This is a genomic window from Actinomycetospora sp. (assembly GCF_036497245.1).
Classification (GTDB): Bacteria; Actinomycetota; Actinomycetes; order Mycobacteriales; family Pseudonocardiaceae; genus Actinomycetospora.
This window is the reverse complement of record NZ_DASXJS010000211.1, coordinates 1-19,720: the sequence shown is the minus strand read 5'-3', so window position 1 is coordinate 19,720 and position 19,720 is coordinate 1. Positions and strand designations below refer to the sequence as shown.

Annotated in this window: 16 protein-coding genes and 2 tRNA genes; 10 read left to right on the top strand and 8 right to left on the bottom strand. The window is 74.8% G+C overall.

From position 1 onward, the window contains the following. Nucleotides 1-461 precede the first annotated feature (461 nt). On the bottom strand, nt 462-2,393 hold the full coding sequence (locus tag VGI02_RS22435; protein WP_331631034.1) for a bifunctional copper resistance protein CopD/cytochrome c oxidase assembly protein: 1,932 nt from the start codon (nt 2,391-2,393) through the stop codon (nt 462-464). A gap of 74 nt (nt 2,394-2,467) precedes the next feature. On the opposite strand from VGI02_RS22435, the gene VGI02_RS22430 reads away from it, so the two are divergent. After that, nucleotides 2,468-2,541: transfer RNA gene (locus VGI02_RS22430), tRNA-Arg, on the top strand. 189 nt (nt 2,542-2,730) lie between these two features. Here VGI02_RS22430 and VGI02_RS22425 read toward each other — a convergent pair. From VGI02_RS22425 to VGI02_RS22415, 3 genes are all read right to left on the bottom strand, one after another. Beyond that, entirely contained in the window at nt 2,731-2,904 is a 174-nt protein-coding gene (locus VGI02_RS22425) for an RGCVC family protein (protein WP_331631032.1), read from the bottom strand. A gap of 1 nt (nt 2,905) precedes the next feature. Next, the gene (locus VGI02_RS22420; RefSeq protein WP_331631030.1) at nt 2,906-3,418 is read right to left on the bottom strand and encodes a DUF5994 family protein; all 513 of its coding nucleotides are present in this window, start codon (nt 3,416-3,418) and stop codon (nt 2,906-2,908) included. A gap of 104 nt (nt 3,419-3,522) precedes the next feature. Beyond that, a complete protein-coding gene (locus VGI02_RS22415; protein WP_331631028.1) occupies nt 3,523-4,464 on the bottom strand; it encodes an NAD-dependent epimerase/dehydratase family protein in 942 nt (313 codons plus the stop codon). A gap of 18 nt (nt 4,465-4,482) precedes the next feature. Between VGI02_RS22415 and VGI02_RS22410 the strand changes: the two genes are divergently transcribed. Together VGI02_RS22410 and VGI02_RS22405 are read left to right on the top strand one after the other, a co-directional pair. After that, on the top strand, nt 4,483-4,923 hold the full coding sequence (locus tag VGI02_RS22410) for a nucleoside 2-deoxyribosyltransferase (RefSeq protein WP_331631026.1): 441 nt from the start codon (nt 4,483-4,485) through the stop codon (nt 4,921-4,923). Between the two features lie 119 nt (nt 4,924-5,042). Next, entirely contained in the window at nt 5,043-6,491 is a 1,449-nt protein-coding gene (locus VGI02_RS22405) for a WS/DGAT/MGAT family O-acyltransferase (RefSeq protein ID WP_331631024.1), read from the top strand. Between the two features lies 1 nt (nt 6,492). On the opposite strand, the gene VGI02_RS22400 is transcribed toward VGI02_RS22405, so the two are convergent. After that, a complete protein-coding gene (locus VGI02_RS22400; RefSeq protein ID WP_331631022.1) occupies nt 6,493-7,986 on the bottom strand; it encodes a gluconokinase in 1,494 nt (497 codons plus the stop codon). A 101-nt stretch (nt 7,987-8,087) separates the two neighbouring features. On the opposite strand from VGI02_RS22400, the gene VGI02_RS22395 reads away from it, so the two are divergent. The 7 genes from VGI02_RS22395 (at nt 8,088) to selB (ending at nt 18,082) form a co-directional block, all read left to right on the top strand. Continuing rightward, nucleotides 8,088-8,183: transfer RNA gene (locus tag VGI02_RS22395), tRNA-Sec, on the top strand. 78 nt (nt 8,184-8,261) lie between these two features. Beyond that, complete coding sequence (fdh, locus tag VGI02_RS22390) at nt 8,262-11,513, top strand: formate dehydrogenase (RefSeq protein ID WP_331631020.1); 3,252 nt, start codon at nt 8,262-8,264, stop codon at nt 11,511-11,513. After that, on the top strand, nt 11,510-12,601 hold the full coding sequence (locus tag VGI02_RS22385) for a 4Fe-4S dicluster domain-containing protein (protein ID WP_331631018.1): 1,092 nt from the start codon (nt 11,510-11,512) through the stop codon (nt 12,599-12,601). Before fdh ends, VGI02_RS22385 begins: the two co-directional genes overlap by 4 nt. Then, entirely contained in the window at nt 12,598-13,674 is a 1,077-nt protein-coding gene (nrfD, locus tag VGI02_RS22380; RefSeq protein WP_331631016.1) for an NrfD/PsrC family molybdoenzyme membrane anchor subunit, read from the top strand. The genes VGI02_RS22385 and nrfD overlap by 4 nt, the downstream gene beginning before the upstream one ends. Nucleotides 13,675-13,834: 160 nt before the next feature. Further along, nucleotides 13,835-14,905: a permease gene (locus VGI02_RS22375; RefSeq protein WP_331631014.1), complete on the top strand. Its 1,071-nt coding sequence runs from the start codon at nt 13,835-13,837 to the stop codon at nt 14,903-14,905. After that, nucleotides 14,902-16,212: an L-seryl-tRNA(Sec) selenium transferase gene (gene selA / locus VGI02_RS22370; protein ID WP_331631012.1), complete on the top strand. Its 1,311-nt coding sequence runs from the start codon at nt 14,902-14,904 to the stop codon at nt 16,210-16,212. The genes VGI02_RS22375 and selA overlap by 4 nt, the downstream gene beginning before the upstream one ends. Before the next feature lie 13 nt (nt 16,213-16,225). Continuing rightward, nucleotides 16,226-18,082, top strand: a complete 1,857-nt coding sequence (selB, locus tag VGI02_RS22365) for a selenocysteine-specific translation elongation factor (protein ID WP_331631010.1) — start codon at nt 16,226-16,228, stop codon at nt 18,080-18,082. A gap of 49 nt (nt 18,083-18,131) precedes the next feature. Here selB and VGI02_RS22360 read toward each other — a convergent pair whose 3' ends face one another. From VGI02_RS22360 to VGI02_RS29160, 3 genes are all read right to left on the bottom strand, one after another. Then, on the bottom strand, nt 18,132-18,917 hold the full coding sequence (locus VGI02_RS22360) for an RNA polymerase sigma factor SigF (RefSeq protein ID WP_331631008.1): 786 nt from the start codon (nt 18,915-18,917) through the stop codon (nt 18,132-18,134). After that, nucleotides 18,914-19,393: an ATP-binding protein gene (locus VGI02_RS22355; RefSeq protein WP_331631006.1), complete on the bottom strand. Its 480-nt coding sequence runs from the start codon at nt 19,391-19,393 to the stop codon at nt 18,914-18,916. The genes VGI02_RS22360 and VGI02_RS22355 overlap by 4 nt, the downstream gene beginning before the upstream one ends. A 194-nt stretch (nt 19,394-19,587) precedes the next feature. Further along, nucleotides 19,588-19,720, bottom strand: a 133-nt coding sequence (locus VGI02_RS29160; RefSeq protein WP_414638347.1) for an STAS domain-containing protein, incomplete at its 5' end; no start/stop codon positions are given.

Sequence of the window (19,720 nt, the reverse complement as noted above, 5' to 3'; positions counted from 1 at the left end):
TCAAACTCTCCAACAAAAACCGTTAGAAGAGAACAAACCCTCTCCTGACAAAACATCCAGCTCAAACAAAACCCCAAAAAAATGGGGCCAAAGCACACAAAACGTCAGCACACTGTTGAGTTCTCAAAGGACGACCACACGCGCCGAACCCGCCGGATTTCCCGGCGATCCCGTTCGCGGTGATACGAACCGTACACGGTCGATTCCGGCGGCGTTTCCGGGGGGTGACCCCCTCGGCGCGGCCCGTCGGCGGACGACCGGTGAGACCTGCATCCGATCCACCGAGGCAGGCGGTTGTCGGTCTCGTTTTCACTCTGTGTCGGACTGACCGGGGCGCAGCCCCTGCAGTCCTGATCTCCCAGCCGGCCGCGGTCCGCGTCCGTTCCCCGGGAGCGACGAGAACACTACGCGGCCCGCCGGTACCCCAGGACAGCGGGGGGGCCGACGGACATCGGTCCAGGTCAGAGGACCTGTGCGGCGTCGACCGTCGCCCGTGCCCCGTCGTGGGCGCGGCGGTCGCGACGGACCAGGGCCACCGCGAGCACGAACCAGGGAAGCGATCCCGCCACCAGGACCAGGCCGCCCGCCGTCTGGTCCGCCGCTCGGTCGATCCATCCGAGCCCGAGCTCCGCCCAGTACGCGGCGCCGATGACGTGGCCGCTCGCGGCGACCACCCATCCCAGGGCGGCCTGGGCCAGGCCGGCGACGGCCGCCGCCGTCGCCCGCACGGCGGTCCCCGGCGTCGTGCCCAGTACGACGCCCGCGAGGACGCACCCCACCGCGAGCATCCACGCCGTCATGAGCAGGTGGCCGCCGTGCGAGTCGACCAGGACCTCGAAGCCGCCACCGACGTCCAGGAGCCACCCCGACCCCGCGACCAGCACGGTCGCGACGAGGGGCGAGCCCAGGACCCGTCCCGCCCACGACGCACGCAGGGCCGGGCCCCACTCCCGGGGGCCGGACGCTCCCCCGGGTGGCGCGGGCCGGGGGACGGCCCGCACGAGCCTCCAGGGTCGGCCGAGGACGAGCATGATCGGCACGACGACGCCGAGGGCCACCTGCCCGAGCATGTGCACGCTGAACTGGGCCGGTGCGTAGCTCCCCAGGCCCGACGAGGTCACCACCAGCGCGACCGCACACCCGCTGAGCCATGCGGCGGTCCGCCCGCGACCCACCGGGCCCGCCCGCCGGACGCCGGCCAGGTAGAGGACGGCCGCGGCGACCGCCCCGGTGCCGAGGAGCAGGTCGGGCCGGGCGGCGGTGGCGAGCCCCGGCAGGTCCAGTGGTCCGTCGAGCCGGTAGCCGAGGAGGGCCTCCACGCGGGTGGGCAGCGGCGTGGAGAGCTCCGGAGGCGGGGTCCGTCCGAGCGCGATCGCCACCCCGAGGGTCGCGAACATCAGCAGCACCTCGACCCCGCCGAGCCGCGCGAGCGCCGTCCGCGACCCACCGGCGACCGCGGGCAGGGTGTGCGAGCGGTGCCGGGCCCCGATCACTCCGAGCACCGCGAGCCCGGCCACCTTGGCCATCACGAGGAGCCCGTACGTCGTGCGCAGCAGCTCGGACGGCGGCACCCGGAGCAAGGCGTTCACCGTCCCCGTCGCAGCGAGGACCAGCCAGCAGACGAGCGCGGTCGCGGAGAACCGGCGCAGCGCGGTGGCCAGGGACGACCCGCCGAGCGCGGTGTGCACGAGGACGGCGACCAGGCCGCCCACCCAGAGCGCGGCGGCCACGACGTGGAGCACCAGGCTGTCGACGGCGAGGTCGTGGGCGCCGCCGGTGGCCGCGTGCCCGGTCAGCGCGACAGGGAACAGCCCGACGACGGCGAGCACGAAGGCCGCAACGGTCGCGGGCCACGACAGCGCCAGCCGGGTGAGCCCCCAGCAGGCGAGCGCGACGAGCGCCGTCGCGAGCCACGCCCCGGCGCTCGACAGGCCCCCGAACGACTCCCACAGCACCGTCGGGGAGAGGACCGCGCCGAGCGGCCTGCCGAACGCGTCGGCCACCGCGAGCACCGCCGTGACCAGCGCGCCCGCGGCCCACCCGGCCGCCGACCAGGAGGCCACGCGGACCGCCCGGTAGCCGTCGGCGGCCAGCCACGACGCACCGGGCGGCGGCGCGAGGAACGCGGCGAGCAGCAGCGCACCGACCGTCACGACCGCCGCCGACTCGGTCACCGCCCGCACGACGGGCAGGCCGTAGGTGACCAGCGCTCCCGGATCCGGGAGACCGAGGCGGGCATACGTCCGGGCCCCGGAGAGCGCCGTGAGGGCGAGCGCGACGACCGCGGCCACGGCGATACCGGGGAGGATCTGCTCCACGACCGCTCCGGCCACGGACGACCGGCGCGGGGCCGGGGCTGGTGCGTCGGCGCCGGTCGGGCTCGCGCGGGGCACCCGCCCAGGGTATTGCCCGCGGGCGTGGTCGCGGGGCGGGCGAGCGGTGTCCCCCACTACCCTGATCGGCACCGGCCCCCGTAGCTCAGCCGGAAAGAGCAAGGCCCTTCTAATGCCTTGGTCGCAGGTTCGAGTCCTGCCGGGGGCACCGCAGTCGAGTGTCGGCACGCCGGTCGGTGCCGCAGCGAACCGTGCGGCCACCACGACCCCCGTGACCCCTGTGCCCGAGACCAGAACTGCACCTCGACGAACTGCCCGCGCTCCGGGCCCACGGGCCGCACCCGTGGCCCTTCGGCGCGAGCGCCTGACGGAGGGCGCAGCCGGGTCGGCCCGGAGACTATTTCGGGCAGATGCACCCGCGGGACTGGGACGAGGCCATGCTCGCCGAGCAGTACCGCCTGCCGAGCGCGTCGTGGGCGTCCCACGGGTGCGGACAGACCGAGCACGTCCCGGGCGGCGCCTCCGGCGCTGCCGTCGTGCTCCCGGACGACTGCGGTTCGGGCTCCGTCATCTCACGACCTCACGAGGGTGTCGGCGGTGTTCCGGGCTCCGGATGTCGGCGCGAGTCCGGCGGGCGCGAGCAGCGTGGCCGGCCGCTCGGTGTTCCCGGCGGTGGCCGCCCGGCGCAGCGCCTCGGTGGCGTCGGCCTCGGAGGTCTCGGGAGGGACGACGAGCAGCGTGATCGGCGTCTGGTCGGTGAACCGACCGACCATCCAGACGAGGTCGGGCGTGAACGCCTGGAAGCCGTCGAAGGCCACCTGGCCCGTTGCCGTGACCAGTCGTTCCTTCCCGATCGGGTCCCACTGCGAGCGACCGAAACCGATCCGCTGGATCGGCCCGACCGTCCCGCCGATCCGCGTGTGCAGCGCCGCGACGAGGTCGGGCAGCTGCGCGCGGAGGTCCCGCGAGCGCGGCCACCAGCCGCCGTCCACGAATCCGGTGCGCCCCGTCCCCGGCTTGAGCTCGAGCCGCACGCCGTGCGCAGGTCCGGACGACGACGGTTCGGCCTGCGGTGGTTGCGACATCGGTCGGTGTCCCCGATCCGGGCCGACGGACGGTCCGCGCAGACGAGCGTCCAGGGAGGCCGGCGATGACCGCCGTGGCACTGAGGCCCTCGATGCGACCGACCCTACGCCGATTCCGGCTCCCGTCGGCCCAGCGCGGCCCAGGCGTCGGTGACGATCCGGTCGGGTGTCGAGCGCGCGGGCGCCCAGCCGAGCCCGCTGCGGGCGCGAGTCGGGTCGGCCACCAGACACGACGGTTCGTCCACCGGCTCGCCGTGGTGCACCGGCACCACCCGCCCGGTGACCCGCCCGACGACGTCGACCAGCTCGGCGACCGACGTCCCGCGCCCGGAACCGACGGTGAACGCCCGCCACGTCCCCGGCTCGGCGACGGCCAGGGCCGCGACGACCCCGTCCGCGAGGTCGGCGACGTGCACGAGATCGCGGACCGCCGAGCCGTCGCCGTTCACGGTGAACCGTCCGCCCCGGCCCGCGACCGCGGCGAGCAGGGCGGGCACGACGCGCGAGCGGTCGTCGTCCCCGCGCCCGGCCACCGCGCCCGCCACGTTGAAGACCCGCAGGCAGACCACGCCGGGGCCGCCCGCGAGCGCCATGTCGCGGGCGAGGAGGTCCGCCGCGAGCTTGCTGGCCGCGTAGGGGTGGGCCGGGGCGAGCGGCGCGTCCTCGCCGATCGGGACGTCCGCCGGGGCGTGCACGGCGCACGTGGACACGACGACCGCGCGGGCCCCCGGCGGCGTCGCCGCGAGCACCGTGCGGGTTCCGTCGAAATTGGTGCGCCAGTACCCGAGTGGGTCGGCGCGCGATTCCCGCACCCGGACGCGCGCCGCGAGGTGGCAGACCGCGTCCGCGCCGCGCAGGGCGGCCGCGGTGACGTCGGGATCGAGCACCGACCCCACGACCGGGCGGACCCCGGCGGGCACGCGGGCGGCGTCGCGGGCCAGGCCGACGACGTCGTGTCCCCCGGCCAGTAGCGCAGTGGCCACGGCGGCGCCGACGAACCCGCCGGCTCCCGTCACGACGACCCGCACGGCGGCAGATGATCGCATCCCCGGGAGGATCCGCCCGTGCGCAGCACCGCCTACGTCGCGAGCCCCTACGGCTTCGCCGAATCCACCCGGCACTTCTACACCGACCGGCTGCTCCCTCTCGTCCGGTCCCACGTGGACGTCATCGACCCCTGGGAGGCCGACCTTCCGCCGGGCGAGACACCCGCCGAGCGGTGGCTCGCGCTCGGCGAGTTCCACCTCCGCGCGATCGCCGAGCGCGCCGACCTCGTCGTCGCCTGCCTGGACCAGGAGCCGCCCGACAACGGCACCGTCGTCGAGGTGGCCTGGGCCGCGGCGCACGGCCGACCCGTCGTCGCGTACCGCAACGACCTGCGTCAGGGCGGCGAGGAAGGCCTCTCCTACAACCTCATGATCGGCGCCGTGGTGCGGCGCAGCGGCGGCGTCGAGGTGAGCACGCTCGAGGATCTCGAACGGGCACTCGGCCGACTGACCGCATGATGGCCCCGGTTTGACCCAGCGCGGAGACGGGCACCGCACCCGTCCCGGTGAGGGCCGCGCCGTCTCCACGCCGCGCGGCGTCCTTCCCTCGGGGTGGCCGCGGCGGGAGGATTCTGCGCATGGGTGTGATGTCGTTCCGGGACTCGATGTTCCTGCTGGCCGAGTCACGGGAGCGACCGACCCACGTCGGGTCCCTGCTCCTGTTCGAGCGGCCCGAGGACGCCGGTCCGGACTTCCTCGGTGACCTGCACCGACGGCTCGTGTCGTCGAACGAGGTGGCCCGGACGTTCTCCCGGCGCGCCGTGCGCACCGTCGGGAGCCTCGGCCAGTGGGCCTGGGAGGACGACGACGACCTGGACATCGAGTACCACGTGCGGCTCTCCGCGCTGCCGCGTCCGGGACGGATCCGCGAACTGCTCGAGCTCGTGTCGCGCCTGCACGGCACCCTGCTGGACCGTCATCGGCCGCTGTGGGAGTTCCACCTCATCGAGGGTGTGGAGGGCGACCGGTTCGCGATCTACTTCAAGATCCACCACGCGCTCATGGACGGCGTCACCGGGATCCGGCACCTGCAGAAGGCGCTCTCGACCGACCCCGAGGCGCGCGACATGCCGCCGTTCTGGCAGGTCGACCCCCGCAGCAAGCGGCGTCCGGCGGACCAGGCGCCCGCGGCGGTCGCGGCCCCCCGGGAGTCGTCGCTGCTGTCCTCGGTGGGCTCCACCCTGGCCGGCGGCTGGAACACGGTGAGCGCGGCGGTCACCGACACCGCACGGACCGCGACCCAGGTCCTCGGCGTCGCGCCGGCCCTGGTGGACGCGCTCTACGAGGGCCTCGCCCACCGCGACACCGCCCTGCCCTTCGAGGCGCCGCACAGCATGCTCAACGTCCCGATCACCGGGGCGCGCCGCTTCGCCGCGGAGTCCTGGCCGATCAAGCGGATCCAGCGGGTGCGGGAGCGCACCGACTCGACGGTGAACGACGTCGTGCTCGCGATGTGCGCGGGCGCGCTGCGGCGCTACATGCTCGACCTCGACGCGCTGCCCGAACGGCCGCTCGTGGCCGCGCTGCCGGTCTCGCTCGGCACCTCCGGAGAGGGCAACCAGCTCGGCGCCATCCTGGTGACCCTCGCGACCGACGAGCCCGACGCCGCGACGCGGCTGGAGCGCATCAAGGCCTCCGGGAAGGCGGCGAAGGCCAACCTCGACCAGCGCGACCCGATGGCGATCGCCGCCCTGTCGTTGGCGGTGGCCGCGCCCCTGCCCCTCGGGTCGGTGCCCGGGGTGTCCTCGATGATCAACCCGGGGTTCAACCTGATCATCTCGAACGTGCCCGGCCCGCAGGCGCCGCTGTACTGGGAGGGCGGCTCGAAGCTCGTCGGGATGTACCCGCTCTCGGTGCCGATGGACGGCCAGGCCCTCAACGTGACGGTGTTCTCCTACGCCGACAACATGGAGTTCGGCCTGACGGGCGACCGCCGCAGCGTGCCGCGCCTGCAACGGCTGCTGACGTTCCTCGAGGAGTCGCTGGTCGAGCTCGAGGAAGCCGCCGACGCGGCGGTCGAGGACTGACTCACCCGGTCCCGAGCCGGTCGACGACGTCGGCGAGCTCGTCGTGCACCCGCTCGACGAGCTCGATCCGCGCGCGGTAGAGCCCGGCCGCCGCGCCCGGCGTCGTCGTCTCCCCGATGCGCACCCGGTCCGCGGCGTCGGTCAGGGCGTCCACGCCCGGCGCGAGCATCCCGACGGCCTGCATGCCGAGCAGCGCCGCACCCCAGGCAGAGCCCTGGTGGCCGTCGGGGTAGCCGACGGGGGTGCCGAGGACGTCGGCGAGCAGCCCGCGCCAGAACACGCTGCGGGCGAACCCACCGGTGGCCCGGACCTCGTCGACGGCCATCCCCGCCTCCCGGAGCGACTCGAGGACCAGCCGCAGCTGCAGGCACACGCCCTCGAGCAGCGCGCGGGTGAGGTGACCGCGCCCGTGGCTGCGCCGCAGGTTGAGGAAGGCCCCGCCGAGCGCGCCGTCCCAGCGCGGGGCGCGCTCGGCGAGCAGGAGCGGGATCGCGAGGAGCCCGTCCGCGCCCGCCGGGACCGCCGCGGCCTCGGACAGCAGCGTCGCGACGTCGGCGCCGAGGCTCTCCGCGGCCCAGTCCAGGACGACCCCGCCGTTGGTGACCGCGCCGCCGGCCACCCACCGCTGCTCGGTGAGCTCGTAGCAGAACAGGCGACCCCGGGCGTCGACCCCGGGACGGTCCACGGTCAGCCGCAGCGCCCCGGACGTGCCGATCGAGCAGGCGAGCACGCCCGGCCGGACGGCGCCGAGCCCGAGGTTCGCCAGCGGGCCGTCGCCCGCGCCTGCGACGACCGGCAGTCCCCGGGGGACGCCCCAGTCGTCGGCGACCCGGTCGACGAGGGGCCCGACGACCTGCGTCGTCGCCACGAGCTCGTCGAGGGCTTCCGGGCCGATGCCCGCGAGGGCGAGGGCCTCGTCGTCCCAGGTCCGTGACCGGAGGTCGCGCAGGCCGGTCCCCGACGCGCACGAGGCGTCGGTGACGCGCCTGCCGGTGGCGCGACCGAGGACGAACTCCTTCGGCCCGCCCCAGCGGGCAGCCGCGGCGTGCAGGCTCGGTCGGTCGCGGCGCAGCCACGCGAGCTTCACCAGTGGGCTCATGGCGTGCACCGGGGTGCCGGTGCGCTGCGCGAGGGCGGTGGTGTCGACGGCGCCGGAGCGCCAGGCCGCCGCGACGCCGGCCGCCCGCGAGTCCGCCCAGGTCAGCAGCGGCCCGACGGGGTCGCCCCGGTCGTCAACCCCGAGCAGCCCGTGCATCGCGCCGCTGAACGAGACGGCGGCGGGACGCGCGCCCCCGGCCACGGCGGCCGCGACGGCGTCGCCGACCGCCTCCCACACGACCTCCGGGTCCTGGACCGCGGCGCCCGGCTCCGGCTCGGCGAGCGGGTATCCGGCGGCGCCCTCGCCCAGCACCGCGCCGTCGGGCGCGAAGAGCACCGCCTTCGTCGAGGTGGTGCCGAGGTCGACGGCGAGGACGGCATCCGGATCGATCGGCACGGCGCCCCATCCTGGCGGTGCGGGGTGGGGGTTGCCCGGCGGGTCTCCGAAGATGGTGGGTCGAGCTGCGGGCCGCACCCGCCGTCCTTAGGGTGGGCCGTGGAGGCGTCAGGGTTCCTGGTGGGCCCCGCGGTCTTCAACACCGACGTGGCCGGGTATCTCGGCCAGGCGGGTTCGATTCCCGTCCGCCTCCGCCACACGTCTCCCCTGGTCCAGAGCCGCGCCCGGGGTCACCACCCCACCAGGCCGTCTCGGCATCCGGAGGAACCTCGCGCATGGGCGTCCGCACGTGGCTCGGTGAGTGGCCGATGTTCCGCCAGGCGACCGGTCCGGATCCGCTGGGACGCGGGGCCGCGGTGCAGAGCCCGCGCACGAAGGCCCTCGAGCCCCGCACGGACGCCGCCGACGAGGTCGTGAAGTCGGTGTGCCCGTACTGCGCGGTCGGCTGCGGGCAGAACGTCTACGTGCGCGACGGCCGGGTCACCCAGATCGAGGGCGACCCGGACTCGCCGATCTCCCGCGGGCGGCTGTGCCCGAAGGGCTCCGCGTCGACGTCCCTGGTCACGAGCCCCACGCGGGTGACGACGGTGCGCTACCGCCGCCCGTACGGCACCGAGTGGGAGGACCTCGACCTCGACACCGCGGTGGACATGATCGCCGACCGGGTGATCGACGCCCGCCGCCGCGGCTGGCAGGACACCGACTCGGAGGGCCGCGTCCTGCGGCGCACGCTGGGCTTCTCGAGCCTGGGCGGCGCGACGCTGGACAACGAGGAGAACTACCTCATCAAGAAGCTGTTCATGGCGCTCGGCGCGATCCAGGTGGAGAACCAGGCGCGCATTTGACACAGCGCCACGGTCCCCGGTCTGGGGACCAGCTTCGGCCGCGGAGGGGCCTCGAACTTCCAGCAGGACCTGGTCCACTCGGACTGCATCGTCATCGAGGGATCGAACATGGCGGAGGCCCACCCGGTGGGCTTCCAGTGGGTGATGGAAGCGAAGCGCCGCGGCGCCAAGATCATCCACGTGGACCCGCGGTTCACCCGGACCTCGGCGGTCGCGGACATGCACGTGCCGTTCCGCGCGGGCGCCGACATCGCGTTCCTCGGCGGGCTCATCAGCTACGTGCTGGAGAACGGCCTGGACTTCCGCGAGTACGTCGAGACCTTCACCAATGCCGCCGACATCGTCGGCGAGGAGTTCGTCGACACCGAGGACATGGCCGGGCTGTTCTCCGGCTACGACGCCGAGACCGGGCGCTACGACCCGATCAGCTGGCAGCTCGAGGGCTCCGGCTACGAGGCACCGGCGGCCGGGCAGCGCGACCACTGGGAGTCCGAGCTCCGCCAGCACCACGCGGCGATGGCCTCGGACAACGCAGGCGGGGTCGGTGATGCCGCGAACGCGACGAGTGCCCCGGAGCGCGACGAAACCCTTCAGCACCCCCGGTGCGTCTATCAGGTGCTCCGGCGCCACTACGCGCGCTACACCCCGGAGGCCGTGTCCCGCGTGTGCGGGATGGGCGTCGAGCAGTTCCTCGAGGTCGCCCGTGCGATCACCGCGAACTCGGGGCGCGACCGCACGACGGCGTGGGTGTACTCGGTCGGTTGGACCCACCACAGCGTCGGTGCGCAGTACATCCGCGGCGCGGCGATCCTGCAGACCCTGCTCGGCAACATGGGGCGTCCCGGCGGGGGCATCCTCGCGCTGCGCGGGCACGCGTCGATCCAGGGCTCGACCGACATCCCGACGCTCTACGACCTGCTGCCCGGCTACATCCCCATGCCGAACGCGCACCTGCACGAGGACCTGCGCTCGTTCCTCGACGCGGACGCGGCCAAGACCGGGTTCTGGGGCCGCATGGACACCTACATGGTGAGCCTGCTCAAGGCGTGGTGGGGCGACGCGGCGACCGCCGACAACGACTGGGCGTTCGACTACCTGCCCCGGTTGACGGGCGACCACGGCACCTACGGGATCGTGCGCGACCAGATCGACCGGAAGACCTTCGGGTACTTCGTCGTGGGCGAGAACCCGGCGATCGGACACGCCAACGGGAAGATGCAGCGCCTCGGGCTGGCCAACCTCGACTGGCTGGTCGTCCGGGACATGCAGATGATCGAGACGGCCACGTTCTGGAAGGACGGGCCGGAGATCGAGACCGGCGAGATGGTCACCGACCAGATCGGCACCGAGGTCTTCTTCCTGCCCTGCGCCAACCACACCGAGAAGGCCGGGACGTTCACCAACACCCAGCGACTGCTGCAGTGGCGCCGCGAGGCGGTGCACCCGCCGGGCGACGCCCGCTCCGAGCTGCACTTCTACTTCCACCTCGGCAAGCGGATCCGGGAGAAGCTCGCGGGCTCGACCGACGAGCGCGACCGACCGCTCCTCGACCTGACCTGGGGCTACCCGACCTTCGGGATCCACGAGGAACCGGACCCGGAGTCGGTGCTCGGGGAGATCAACGGGTACGACGCGCACGGTCGTCCGCTCTCGAGCTACACCGAGCTGATGGCCGACGGTTCGACGACGGCCGGGTGCTGGATCTACACCGGCGTGTTCAAGGACGGCGTCAATCAGGCCGACCGGCGCAAGCCGGGCTCCGAGCAGGACTGGGTGGCCGCGGAGTGGGGCTGGGCGTGGCCGGCGAACCGCCGCACGCTCTACAACCGCGCGTCGGCCGACGCCGAGGGCAGGCCGTGGAGCGAGCGCAAGGCCTACGTCTGGTGGGACGAGACTGCCGGTCCTGATGGGCTCGGGCGCTGGACGGGCCACGACATCCCCGACTTCGAGGCGACCAAGCCGCCGTCGTTCAGGCCGGCGGAGGGCGCGACCGCCGAGGACGCGCTCTCGGGCACCGACGCGTTCATCATGCAGACCGACGGCAAGGCATGGCTCTACGCCCCGGCCGGCCTCGCGGACGGGCCGATGCCCACGCACTACGAGCCGGTCGAGTCCCCGGTGGCCAACCTGCTGCACGACCAGCAGGACAACCCCGCGCTCGAACGGATCGACCGGGCGTGGAACCGCATCAACCCGTCGCAGAGCGAGGTGTACCCGTACGCCTTCATCACCTACCGGCTCACCGAGCACCACACCGCGGGCGGGATGAGCCGCACGCTGCCCTACCTCTCGGAGCTCCAGCCCGAGTTCTTCTGTGAGGTCTCCCCCGCGCTGGCGCGCGAGCGAGGTCTGGAGCACCTGGGGTGGGCGACGCTGATCTCGGCGCGGACCGCGATCGAGGCCCGGGTGATGGTGACCGAGCGGATGAAGCCGCTGCGGATCGGGGAGCAGACCGTGCACCAGATCGGGCTGCCCTACCACTGGGGGGCGAACGGGGTGTCGACCGGCGATCCCGCCAACGACCTGCTCGGGGTGGTCATGGACCCGAACGTCCACATCCAGGAGTCCAAGGTGGCGACCTGCGACATCCAGCCCGGTCGCCGCCCGCGCGGCCCGGCGCTGCTCGAGTTCGTCGAGCAGTACCGCCGCAAGGCAGGCGTCGAGCCCGGAGGGAACACATGACGAACGTCTTCGACGCGTTCTCGGGGACCGACGACGCGCTCTACGGGCCGTTGCCCGACCCGGCGGCCGACGCCGGGTTCGCGGGGGACCACCCGAAGCGGGTCGGGTTCTTCACCGACACCTCGGTCTGCATCGGCTGCAAGGCCTGCGAGGTGGCGTGCAAGGAGTGGAACCTGGTCCCGAACGACGGCACCGACGCGAGCGACCTCTACCGGCTCACCGGAATGTCCTACGACAACACCGGTGACCTGGGGGCCTCCACCTGGCGCCATGTGGCCTTCATCGAGGACGTGCGCCCGCACAACACCGCGACGACGGGACACCTCCCGTCCGCGCTCCCCGCGGTCTCCGGTGGCCCCGTGCCCGGTCTCCCGCGCGACGCGGCGACCGCGCCGCCCGGGCCCGGCGGCTCGTCGTCGGGAACCATCGACCTGCTGGCCCTGCTGCCCGACTCGGGCGCGCACGGCCAGCAGACTCCCGACGACGAGCGCGACGTCCGCTGGCTCATGTCCTCGGACGTCTGCAAGCACTGCACGCACGCCGGCTGCCTGGACAACTGCCCGACGGGTGCGCTGTTCCGGACCGAGTTCGGCACCGTCGTCGTGCAGGACGACATCTGCAACGGGTGCGGCTACTGCGTGCCGTCCTGCCCGTACGGCGTCATCGACGTGCGTGAGTCCGACGGCGGCGCGCACAAGTGCACCCTCTGCTACGACCGGCTCGGCTCCGGGCTCGAGCCCGCGTGCGCGAAGGCGTGCCCCACGAACTCCATCCAGTTCGGTGACCTCGACGAGCTGCAGGCCACCGCCGACGCGCGGCTGGCGGAGCTGCACGGCCTGGGTGTCGAGGAGGCTCAGCTCTACGGCCGGAATCCCGACGACGGGGTGGGCGGCGACGGCGCGTTCTTCCTGCTGCTCGACGAGCCGGAGGTCTACGGCCTGCCGCCGGACCCGATCGTCACCACGCGGGACCTGCCCGAGATGTGGCGCAACGCGGCACTGACCGCCGTGGGCCTCGGAGTGGCGGCCGTGGCGTCGTTCTGGCCGGGGCGGGCGAAGCGACGGGTGCGGGGAGGGACGCGGCGATGACCCACGACGGGAACGCGCAGGTCCCCGGCCGGCACCAGGTCGACAGCGATCAGGTGAAGCCGCGCCGGAAGCGTCGCGGGGGCAAGGGCGAGGAACTCATGGTCCCGGAGGCCGAGTTCCGCTCCTACTACGGCCGCCCGATCATCAAGGCGCCGGTGTGGAAGAACCCGGACGTCCCGCTGTACCTGTTCCTCGGCGGGCTCGCGGGCTCGTCGTCGGTGCTCGCGGCGATGGCGGCGGCCACCGACCGCCCGACCCTGCGCCGCGCGAGCCGCCTGGCCGCGGCGGGCGGCGCGGTCGGCGGGACGGTGTTCCTGGTGCACGACCTGCACCGGCCCACGCGCTTCCTGCACATGCTGCGGGTGTTCAAACCGACCTCGCCGCTCTCGGTCGGGACCTGGATCCTCTCGCCGTTCGCGACCTTCGCGGCGGCGACCGCGGCCTCCGAGGTGTTCGGGTCCGGGCGGGGCGAGGGGGCCTGGATCCGGCGGGCCGGGGACGCGACCGGCGTCGCGGCCGCCGTCGTCGGGCCCGCCCTGGCGACCTACACCGCGGTGCTCTTCTCCAACACCGCGGTGCCGACCTGGCACGAGGCGCACCGCCACCTGCCGGTGCTGTTCGGTTCGAGCGCTGCGGTCGCGGGCGGCGGGTTCGGGCTGGTGTTCGCCTCGGTCGCGGACAACGGGCCCGCGGCGCGGCTGGCGGTGACCGGCGCGGTCGTCGAGCTCGCCACCGAACGGACGATGGAGCACGACCTCGGCATGCTCGCCGACGTCTACGAGAAGGGCCGCGCGAAGACGCTGATGACGGCGTCGAAGGCGTGCCTCGTGGCGGGGGCCCTCGGTGCGGTCGTGGGCCGGAAGCGACGCTGGTCGGCGGCGCTGTCCGGCCTCGCCCTGCTCGCGGGGTCGGCGCTGACCCGGTTCGGGGTGTTCGACGCCGGGATCGCCTCGGCGAACGACCCGGCGCACATCGTCGTCCCGCAGCGGGAGCGGATCCGTCGCCGCGAGGAGGCGGCGCGCTCCGGTACGACGCCGCCCGATCGGCACTACGCACCCGCAAGCGGGGCCTGAGCCGCCCGCGCAGCCCCGCTCCCGCCCGAACGAACGACTCGTTCGTGGCTTCTAGATGCACGAACGAGTCGTTCGTTCGGCTCGGGGGCGCTGCCGGACACGGACGACCGTCGCCCGGCCCGGCGAGCGGATGCCGTCCGCCGGTCGCAGACTCGTCCGGATGACCGCTCCAGCCTCGCGCACCCGCCGGACCGTGCCGCCGTGGGCGCTCGCGGCCGGTGTCGCGCTGCTCGCCGTCGTCCTCCTGCTGTGGGCCAAGTGGCTGCCGTACCCGGTCAAGCTGCCCACGGTCGCCGGGTCCGGATCGCTCGGCGACTCCATCGTCACCGGCGGGGCCGCCGCGCCACCCGCCGTGTCGTTGTCGGCCGGCCTGACGTTCGCCCGCACGTACTTCCTCGCGATCTGGCCCGCGCTGGTCGCGGCGCTGCTGCTCGCCGCGGCGGTCCAGACGGTGCTGCCCCGCGACTGGGTCGCGCGGCTCCTCGGGGGCGGCCGCGGGGCCGTCGCGGGCGGGGCGCTCGCCGTGCCCGGGATGATGTGCACCTGCTGCGCGGCGCCGATCGCGGTCGGGATGCGCCGACGCGCCGCGGACGTGCGGGCGGCGCTGGCCTTCTGGCTCGCGAGCCCGGCGCTCAACCCGGTGGTCCTCGCGTTCTGCGCGTTCGTCCTGCCGTGGCCGTGGACGCTGCTCCGGCTCGCGGGCGGGTTCGCCGTCGTGGCCCTGTCCGCCGTGGTGGCCCGGCGCAGCACCGCGGGGCCGGTGGACCTCGGGTCGGTCCCCGACGAGGACCCCACGGACGCCCGCCCGCTCGCGGTGCGCTTCCTCGCCGCGCTGGGCGGGCTCGCGGTCCGGCTGCTGCCCGAGTACCTGCTCCTCGTGGTCGCGCTCGGGGCGCTGCGGGGCGTCCTGTTCCCCTTCGGGGCGGGCCTCGCCGGGGTGCACGGGATCGTCGTCGTCGGCATCGTGGTACTGCTCGCCGTCACCGGCATGCTGCTGCCGATCCCGACCGGCGCGGAGGTCGCGGTGGTCGCCGCGCTGCTGGCGGCGGGGGTGGCGCCCGCCCTTGCGGCCGCGCTGCTCGTCACGCTCCCCGCCGTGAGCCTGCCGTCGCTGCTGATGGTGCGCCGGGCGTTCCCGCGTCGGCTGCTGGTCGCGGTGGCGGGCGTGGTGGTGCTGGTCGGGGTGGCGTCGGCCGTCGCCGTCGGCGTGGGTGGATCCTGGGTGGCATGACTGGCGTGAGCACCGGGGCCCAGGACGCCCGACGGCGGATCCCGCGCACGGACGCCCTCCTCGACGACCCCCGGATCGCCGGGGCGGTGGCGACGGCGGGACGCGCCCGGGTGAAGGACGTCGTCGTCGCCGCCCAGGACCGGGCCCGGCGGGGCGAGCTCACGCCGGAGGACGTCACCGACGCCGTCATCGCCGAGCTGGCCCGCCTCGGGCCGACCGCTACGAGCCTGCGGCCGGTCATCAACGCCGGCGGCGTCCTGCTCCACACCAACCTCGGGCGGGCGCCGCTGTCGCGCGCGGCGCGCGAGGCGGTCGTCGCGGCGGCAGGCACCACGGACGTCGAGCTCGACCTCGCCACCGGCGAGCGCGGCCGACGCGGAGCGGGCGCCCTGGAAGCGCTGGCGGCGGCCGTACCCGACGCGGGCGGTGTGCACGTCGCCAACAACGGTGCGGCGGCTCTCGTGCTCGCCGCGACCGCCCTGGCCGGCGGACGCGAGATCGTCATCGCCCGCGGCGAGATGGTCGAGATCGGCGACGGGTTCCGGCTGCCGGATCTGCTGGTGTCGACGGGTGCGCGGCTGCGCGAGGTGGGGACGACGAACCGGGTGCACCGCCGCGACTACGCCGACGCCGTCGGGCCCGACACCGGGATGATCCTCAAGGTCCACCCGTCGAACTTCGTCGTCAGCGGCTTCACCTCCGCCGTGCCGACGGCCGAGCTCACCGGCCTCGGCGTACCCGTCGTCGTCGACATCGGTTCCGGTCTGCTCGCGCCCGACCCGGCGCTGCCCGACGAGCCCGACGCCGCGAGCGCGCTGCGGGCCGGGGCGGACCTGGTCACTGCCTCGGGCGACAAGCTGCTCGGCGGGCCGCAGGCGGGCCTGCTGCTGGGCACCGCGGACCTCGTGCACCGGCTGCGTCGCCATCCCCTCGCCCGGGCGCTGCGGGTGGACAAACTGACCCTCGCCGCGCTGGAGGCCACGCTGCGGGGCCCCGAGCCGCCCGCGCGGGCGATGCTGCACACCCCGGTGGCGGCACTGCGCGCCCGCGCGGAGGCGCTCGCGGCGGAGCTGGGCGTGGAGGCGGTCGACTGCACGGCCGCCGTCGGCGGCGGCGGCGCTCCCGGCGTCGAGCTCCCCAGCGCGGGGCTGGCCCTGCCCGTCGCGGCCGCCGCGGCGCTGCGGGCCGGGGCGGATCCGGTGCTGGCCCGGGTGGAGCACGGCCGCTGCGTGGTGGACCTGCGCTCGGTCGACCCCGACGACGACGCGCGCCTCGCGGCGGCGATCCGGGCGGTGTCGGTCCCGTGAGGGAGCCGGGCCGGTGAAGGTGATCGCGACGTCGGGGCACGTCGACCACGGCAAGTCCACGCTGATCCGCGCGCTCACCGGGATGGAGCCCGACCGGTGGGCCGAGGAGCGGCGACGCGGGATGACGATCGACCTGGGGTTCGCCTGGACGACGCTGCCCGGGCTCCCCGACCCCGTGGCGTTCGTCGACGTCCCCGGTCACGAGCGGTTCGTGACGCAGATGCTCGCCGGGGTCGGTCCGGTGCCCGCGACGATGTTCGTCGTCGCCGCCGACGCCGGGTGGATGCCGCAGTCGGGCGAGCACCTCGACGCGCTGCACGCGCTGGGGGTGCGTCACGGGGTGCTCGTCGTGACGCGGTCCGACCTCGCCGACCCCGAGCTCGCGCGCGACGAGGCCCTCGAGCACCTCGCGGAGTCGACGCTCGGCCGGCTCCCCGCGGTCTGCGTCTCCGGGGCGACCGGGGAGGGGCTCGACGACCTCCGCGCGGCCCTCGGTGACCTGGCCGGTCGGCTGCCGGAGCCCGACCTCGCGGGCGACGTGCGCCTCTGGGTGGACCGCGCCTTCACCATCCGCGGCGCGGGCACCGTCGTCACCGGCACGCTCGGGGCCGGGCGGGTCTCCGCGGGCGACGAGCTGGTGCTCGCGGGGGCGGACGGCGAGCGGACGGTGACGGTGCGCGGGCTGCAGGCGCTCGGCGAGCCGGTCGAGACCGCACAGGCCGTCTCACGGGTCGCGCTGAATCTGCGCGGGGTCCCGCTCGAGGCGCTCTCCCGGGGCGACGCGCTGCTCGCGCCGGGCCGGTGGCTGACCACGACCGTCGTCGACGTCCGGCTCCACCCGCCGCGCGGCACCGGCTCGCGGCGGTCCGGGGACCGGCTGCCCGCGCAGGTGATGCTGCACGTCGGATCGGCCGCGGTCGCCGCCCGCGTGCGCCCGCTCTCCCGGGAGGACGCCCCGGACGCCGTGCCCGACGGCGACGAGGAGGGCACGCGCACGCTGCGACTCACCCTGCGCACCCCGCTGCCGCTGCGCCCCGGGGACCGCGCCCTGCTGCGCGACCCGGGCGTGCACGCCGTCCTCGGGGGTGTGACGGTGCTCGACGTGCGGCCTCCGGAGCTACGCCGCCGGGGCGCCGCGCGCAGCCGGGCCGGGCAGCTCGCCGAGACCTCCGGCGCGCCCGACCCCATGACCGAGCTGCGGCGCCGGAAGCTCCTGCGGGTCGACGACCTCGCCGGGCTGGGCCTCGCGGCCGCCCCGCCGCAGGCCCCCGAGGCGGCGGGCTGGCTCGTCGACCCGGCCCACCTGGACGCGCTGGCCGGGCGGCTGGTCACCGCCGTCGGCGAGCACGCGAGGGCGAACCCGCTCGACCCGGGCCTGCCCACGCGCGCCGCCGCCCGGGCGCTGGATCTCCCCGAGCCGCGGCTGCTGGCGCTGGTGCTGGCGCGCCGTCCGGCGTCGGACGACCTCGTCGAGGACGGCGGGCGGATCCTGCGCCAGGGCGACGGCGGGCTCCCCCCGCCGGTGCGCACGGCGCTCGCCGGGGTGCATTCCGACCTCGAGGCCGCCCCGTTCGCCGCGCCCGAGGCCGGTCGGCTCACCGAGCTCGGGCTGCACGCGAAACAGCTGGGGGCCGTGGTGCGCGCGGGCGAGCTGATCCGGATCGCCGACGGCATCTACCTGCACCCGGACGCCCCCGACCGCGCGGTGGAGGTGCTCGCGACCCTCGAGCAGCCGTTCACGGTGTCCGCGGCCCGCCAGGCGCTCGGCACCACCCGCCGGGTCGCGGTGCCGCTGCTCGAGCTGCTCGCGAGGACCGGCCGCACCCGTCACGACGGGGACGGGCACGAGGTGCGACTCCGTCGCTCGTGAGCTTTCGGTCGCTATAGCGACCGAAAGTGCTCACATGGCCGAAGGCCACCTATTCCGACAGCTCCTGCCGCAGCGACGCGAGGGTGCGGGTCAGCAGCCGGGAGACGTGCATCTGCGAGACCCCGACGCGCTCGGCGATCTGGGTCTGCGTCATCCCGCCGAAGAAGCGGAGCATGACGATGGTGCGCTCGCGCTCGGGCAGGCGGCGCAGCGCGGGTTGGACGGTCTCACGGTGCTCGACCTGCGCGAGCTCGTCGTCGTCGGTGCCGAGCACGTCGGCCAGGCGTCCGGAGGACGGGTCGTCGACGAGCATGTCGTCGAGCGAGCTCGACCGGTAGGCGTTGGCGGCCTCGAGCGCCTCGAGGATCTCCTCGCGCGGGCGTGACAGCCGCTCGGCGAGCTCCCCGGCCGTCGGCGCGCGCCCCAGCTCCTGGGACAGGGCGGGCATCGCCGAGCCGATCGCGAGCCGCAGGTCCTTGAGCCGCCGCGGGACGCGTGTCGACCACGCCTTGTCCCGGAAGTAGCGGCGGACCTCGCCGGTGATCGTGGGGACCGCGTAGGAGAGGAAGTCCGACCCGCGCTCCGGCGAGAACCGATCGACGGCGTGGATGAGCCCGACCGTCGCGACCTGCTCGAGGTCCTCCTGCGGCTCGCCGCGCTGCGAGAAGCGGCGCGCGATGTGCCGGGCGAGGGGCAGGTAGCCCTCCACCAGCCGGTCGCGGAGCGCCTCACGACGGCGGTCGCCGCTCGGCAGCGCCGCGTGTTCGACCAGCAGGGGTGCGAGGTGGCCGTAGGAGTCGTCCCCGCGCCTCTCCTGCCCGGCCGGCGCGCTCACGCCGTCGTCCGGTCCTTCAGGAGGCGGATGCCCAGCCACTCGGGGTCGCCGTCGAGGACCTCGGCGGCGTCGGTGAGGGTGTCGAGGACCCGCCACCCGAACGTGTCCTGCCGCAGCGTGGTGGGCGCGTCCACCGGGACGCGGGCGACCACGGCGATCCGGCCGTCGACCACGGTGAAGCCGCAGCGGAGCTGGCCACCCGGCGCGGAGAGCGGCACGAGGGCGGAGCACGCCTCGTCGACGGCCATCCGCAGGTCGGAGACCGCGTCGAGGTCGAAGTCCGCGCGCGCGGCGAGATCGGCGGCCACGGCGCGCACCGACGGGATCAGGGCCGGGTCGGCGTGGACGCGCACCTCGACGGGGCTCGGCACCTCGGCGAGACTCTTGGTGTCAGGCAGACCGTCGACCTCGGTCGCCGCTCCCGGGGCGGGGACCTCGGGCACGCGCTCACGCTGCTGCGGTTCGGGCGTCTGCACGACTGCTGGTCTCCGTTCGCGGCGGGTCGTCGGTCGGGGGGATCCGACGGTCGCGGTCCGGGACCGGGACCACGACCGGCGAAAGGTGGTCCGGGACCGCTGCGTCACCGTATCGGCGCACAGGTCGCAGGTCACCACCGGTCGCGGTGCGTGTCGGGTCACCGGCACGCACGCCGGCGTCGGGACGAGCCGCCTCAGACGGCCAGCGCCTCGTCCACGGTCGAGTGGATCTCGAAGAGATCCGTGAGGCCGGTGGCCTGGAGCGGACGGCTCACGGGCCGGCTGTCCGCGACGAGGCGCAGGGCGACCCCACGGTTGCGCGACTCG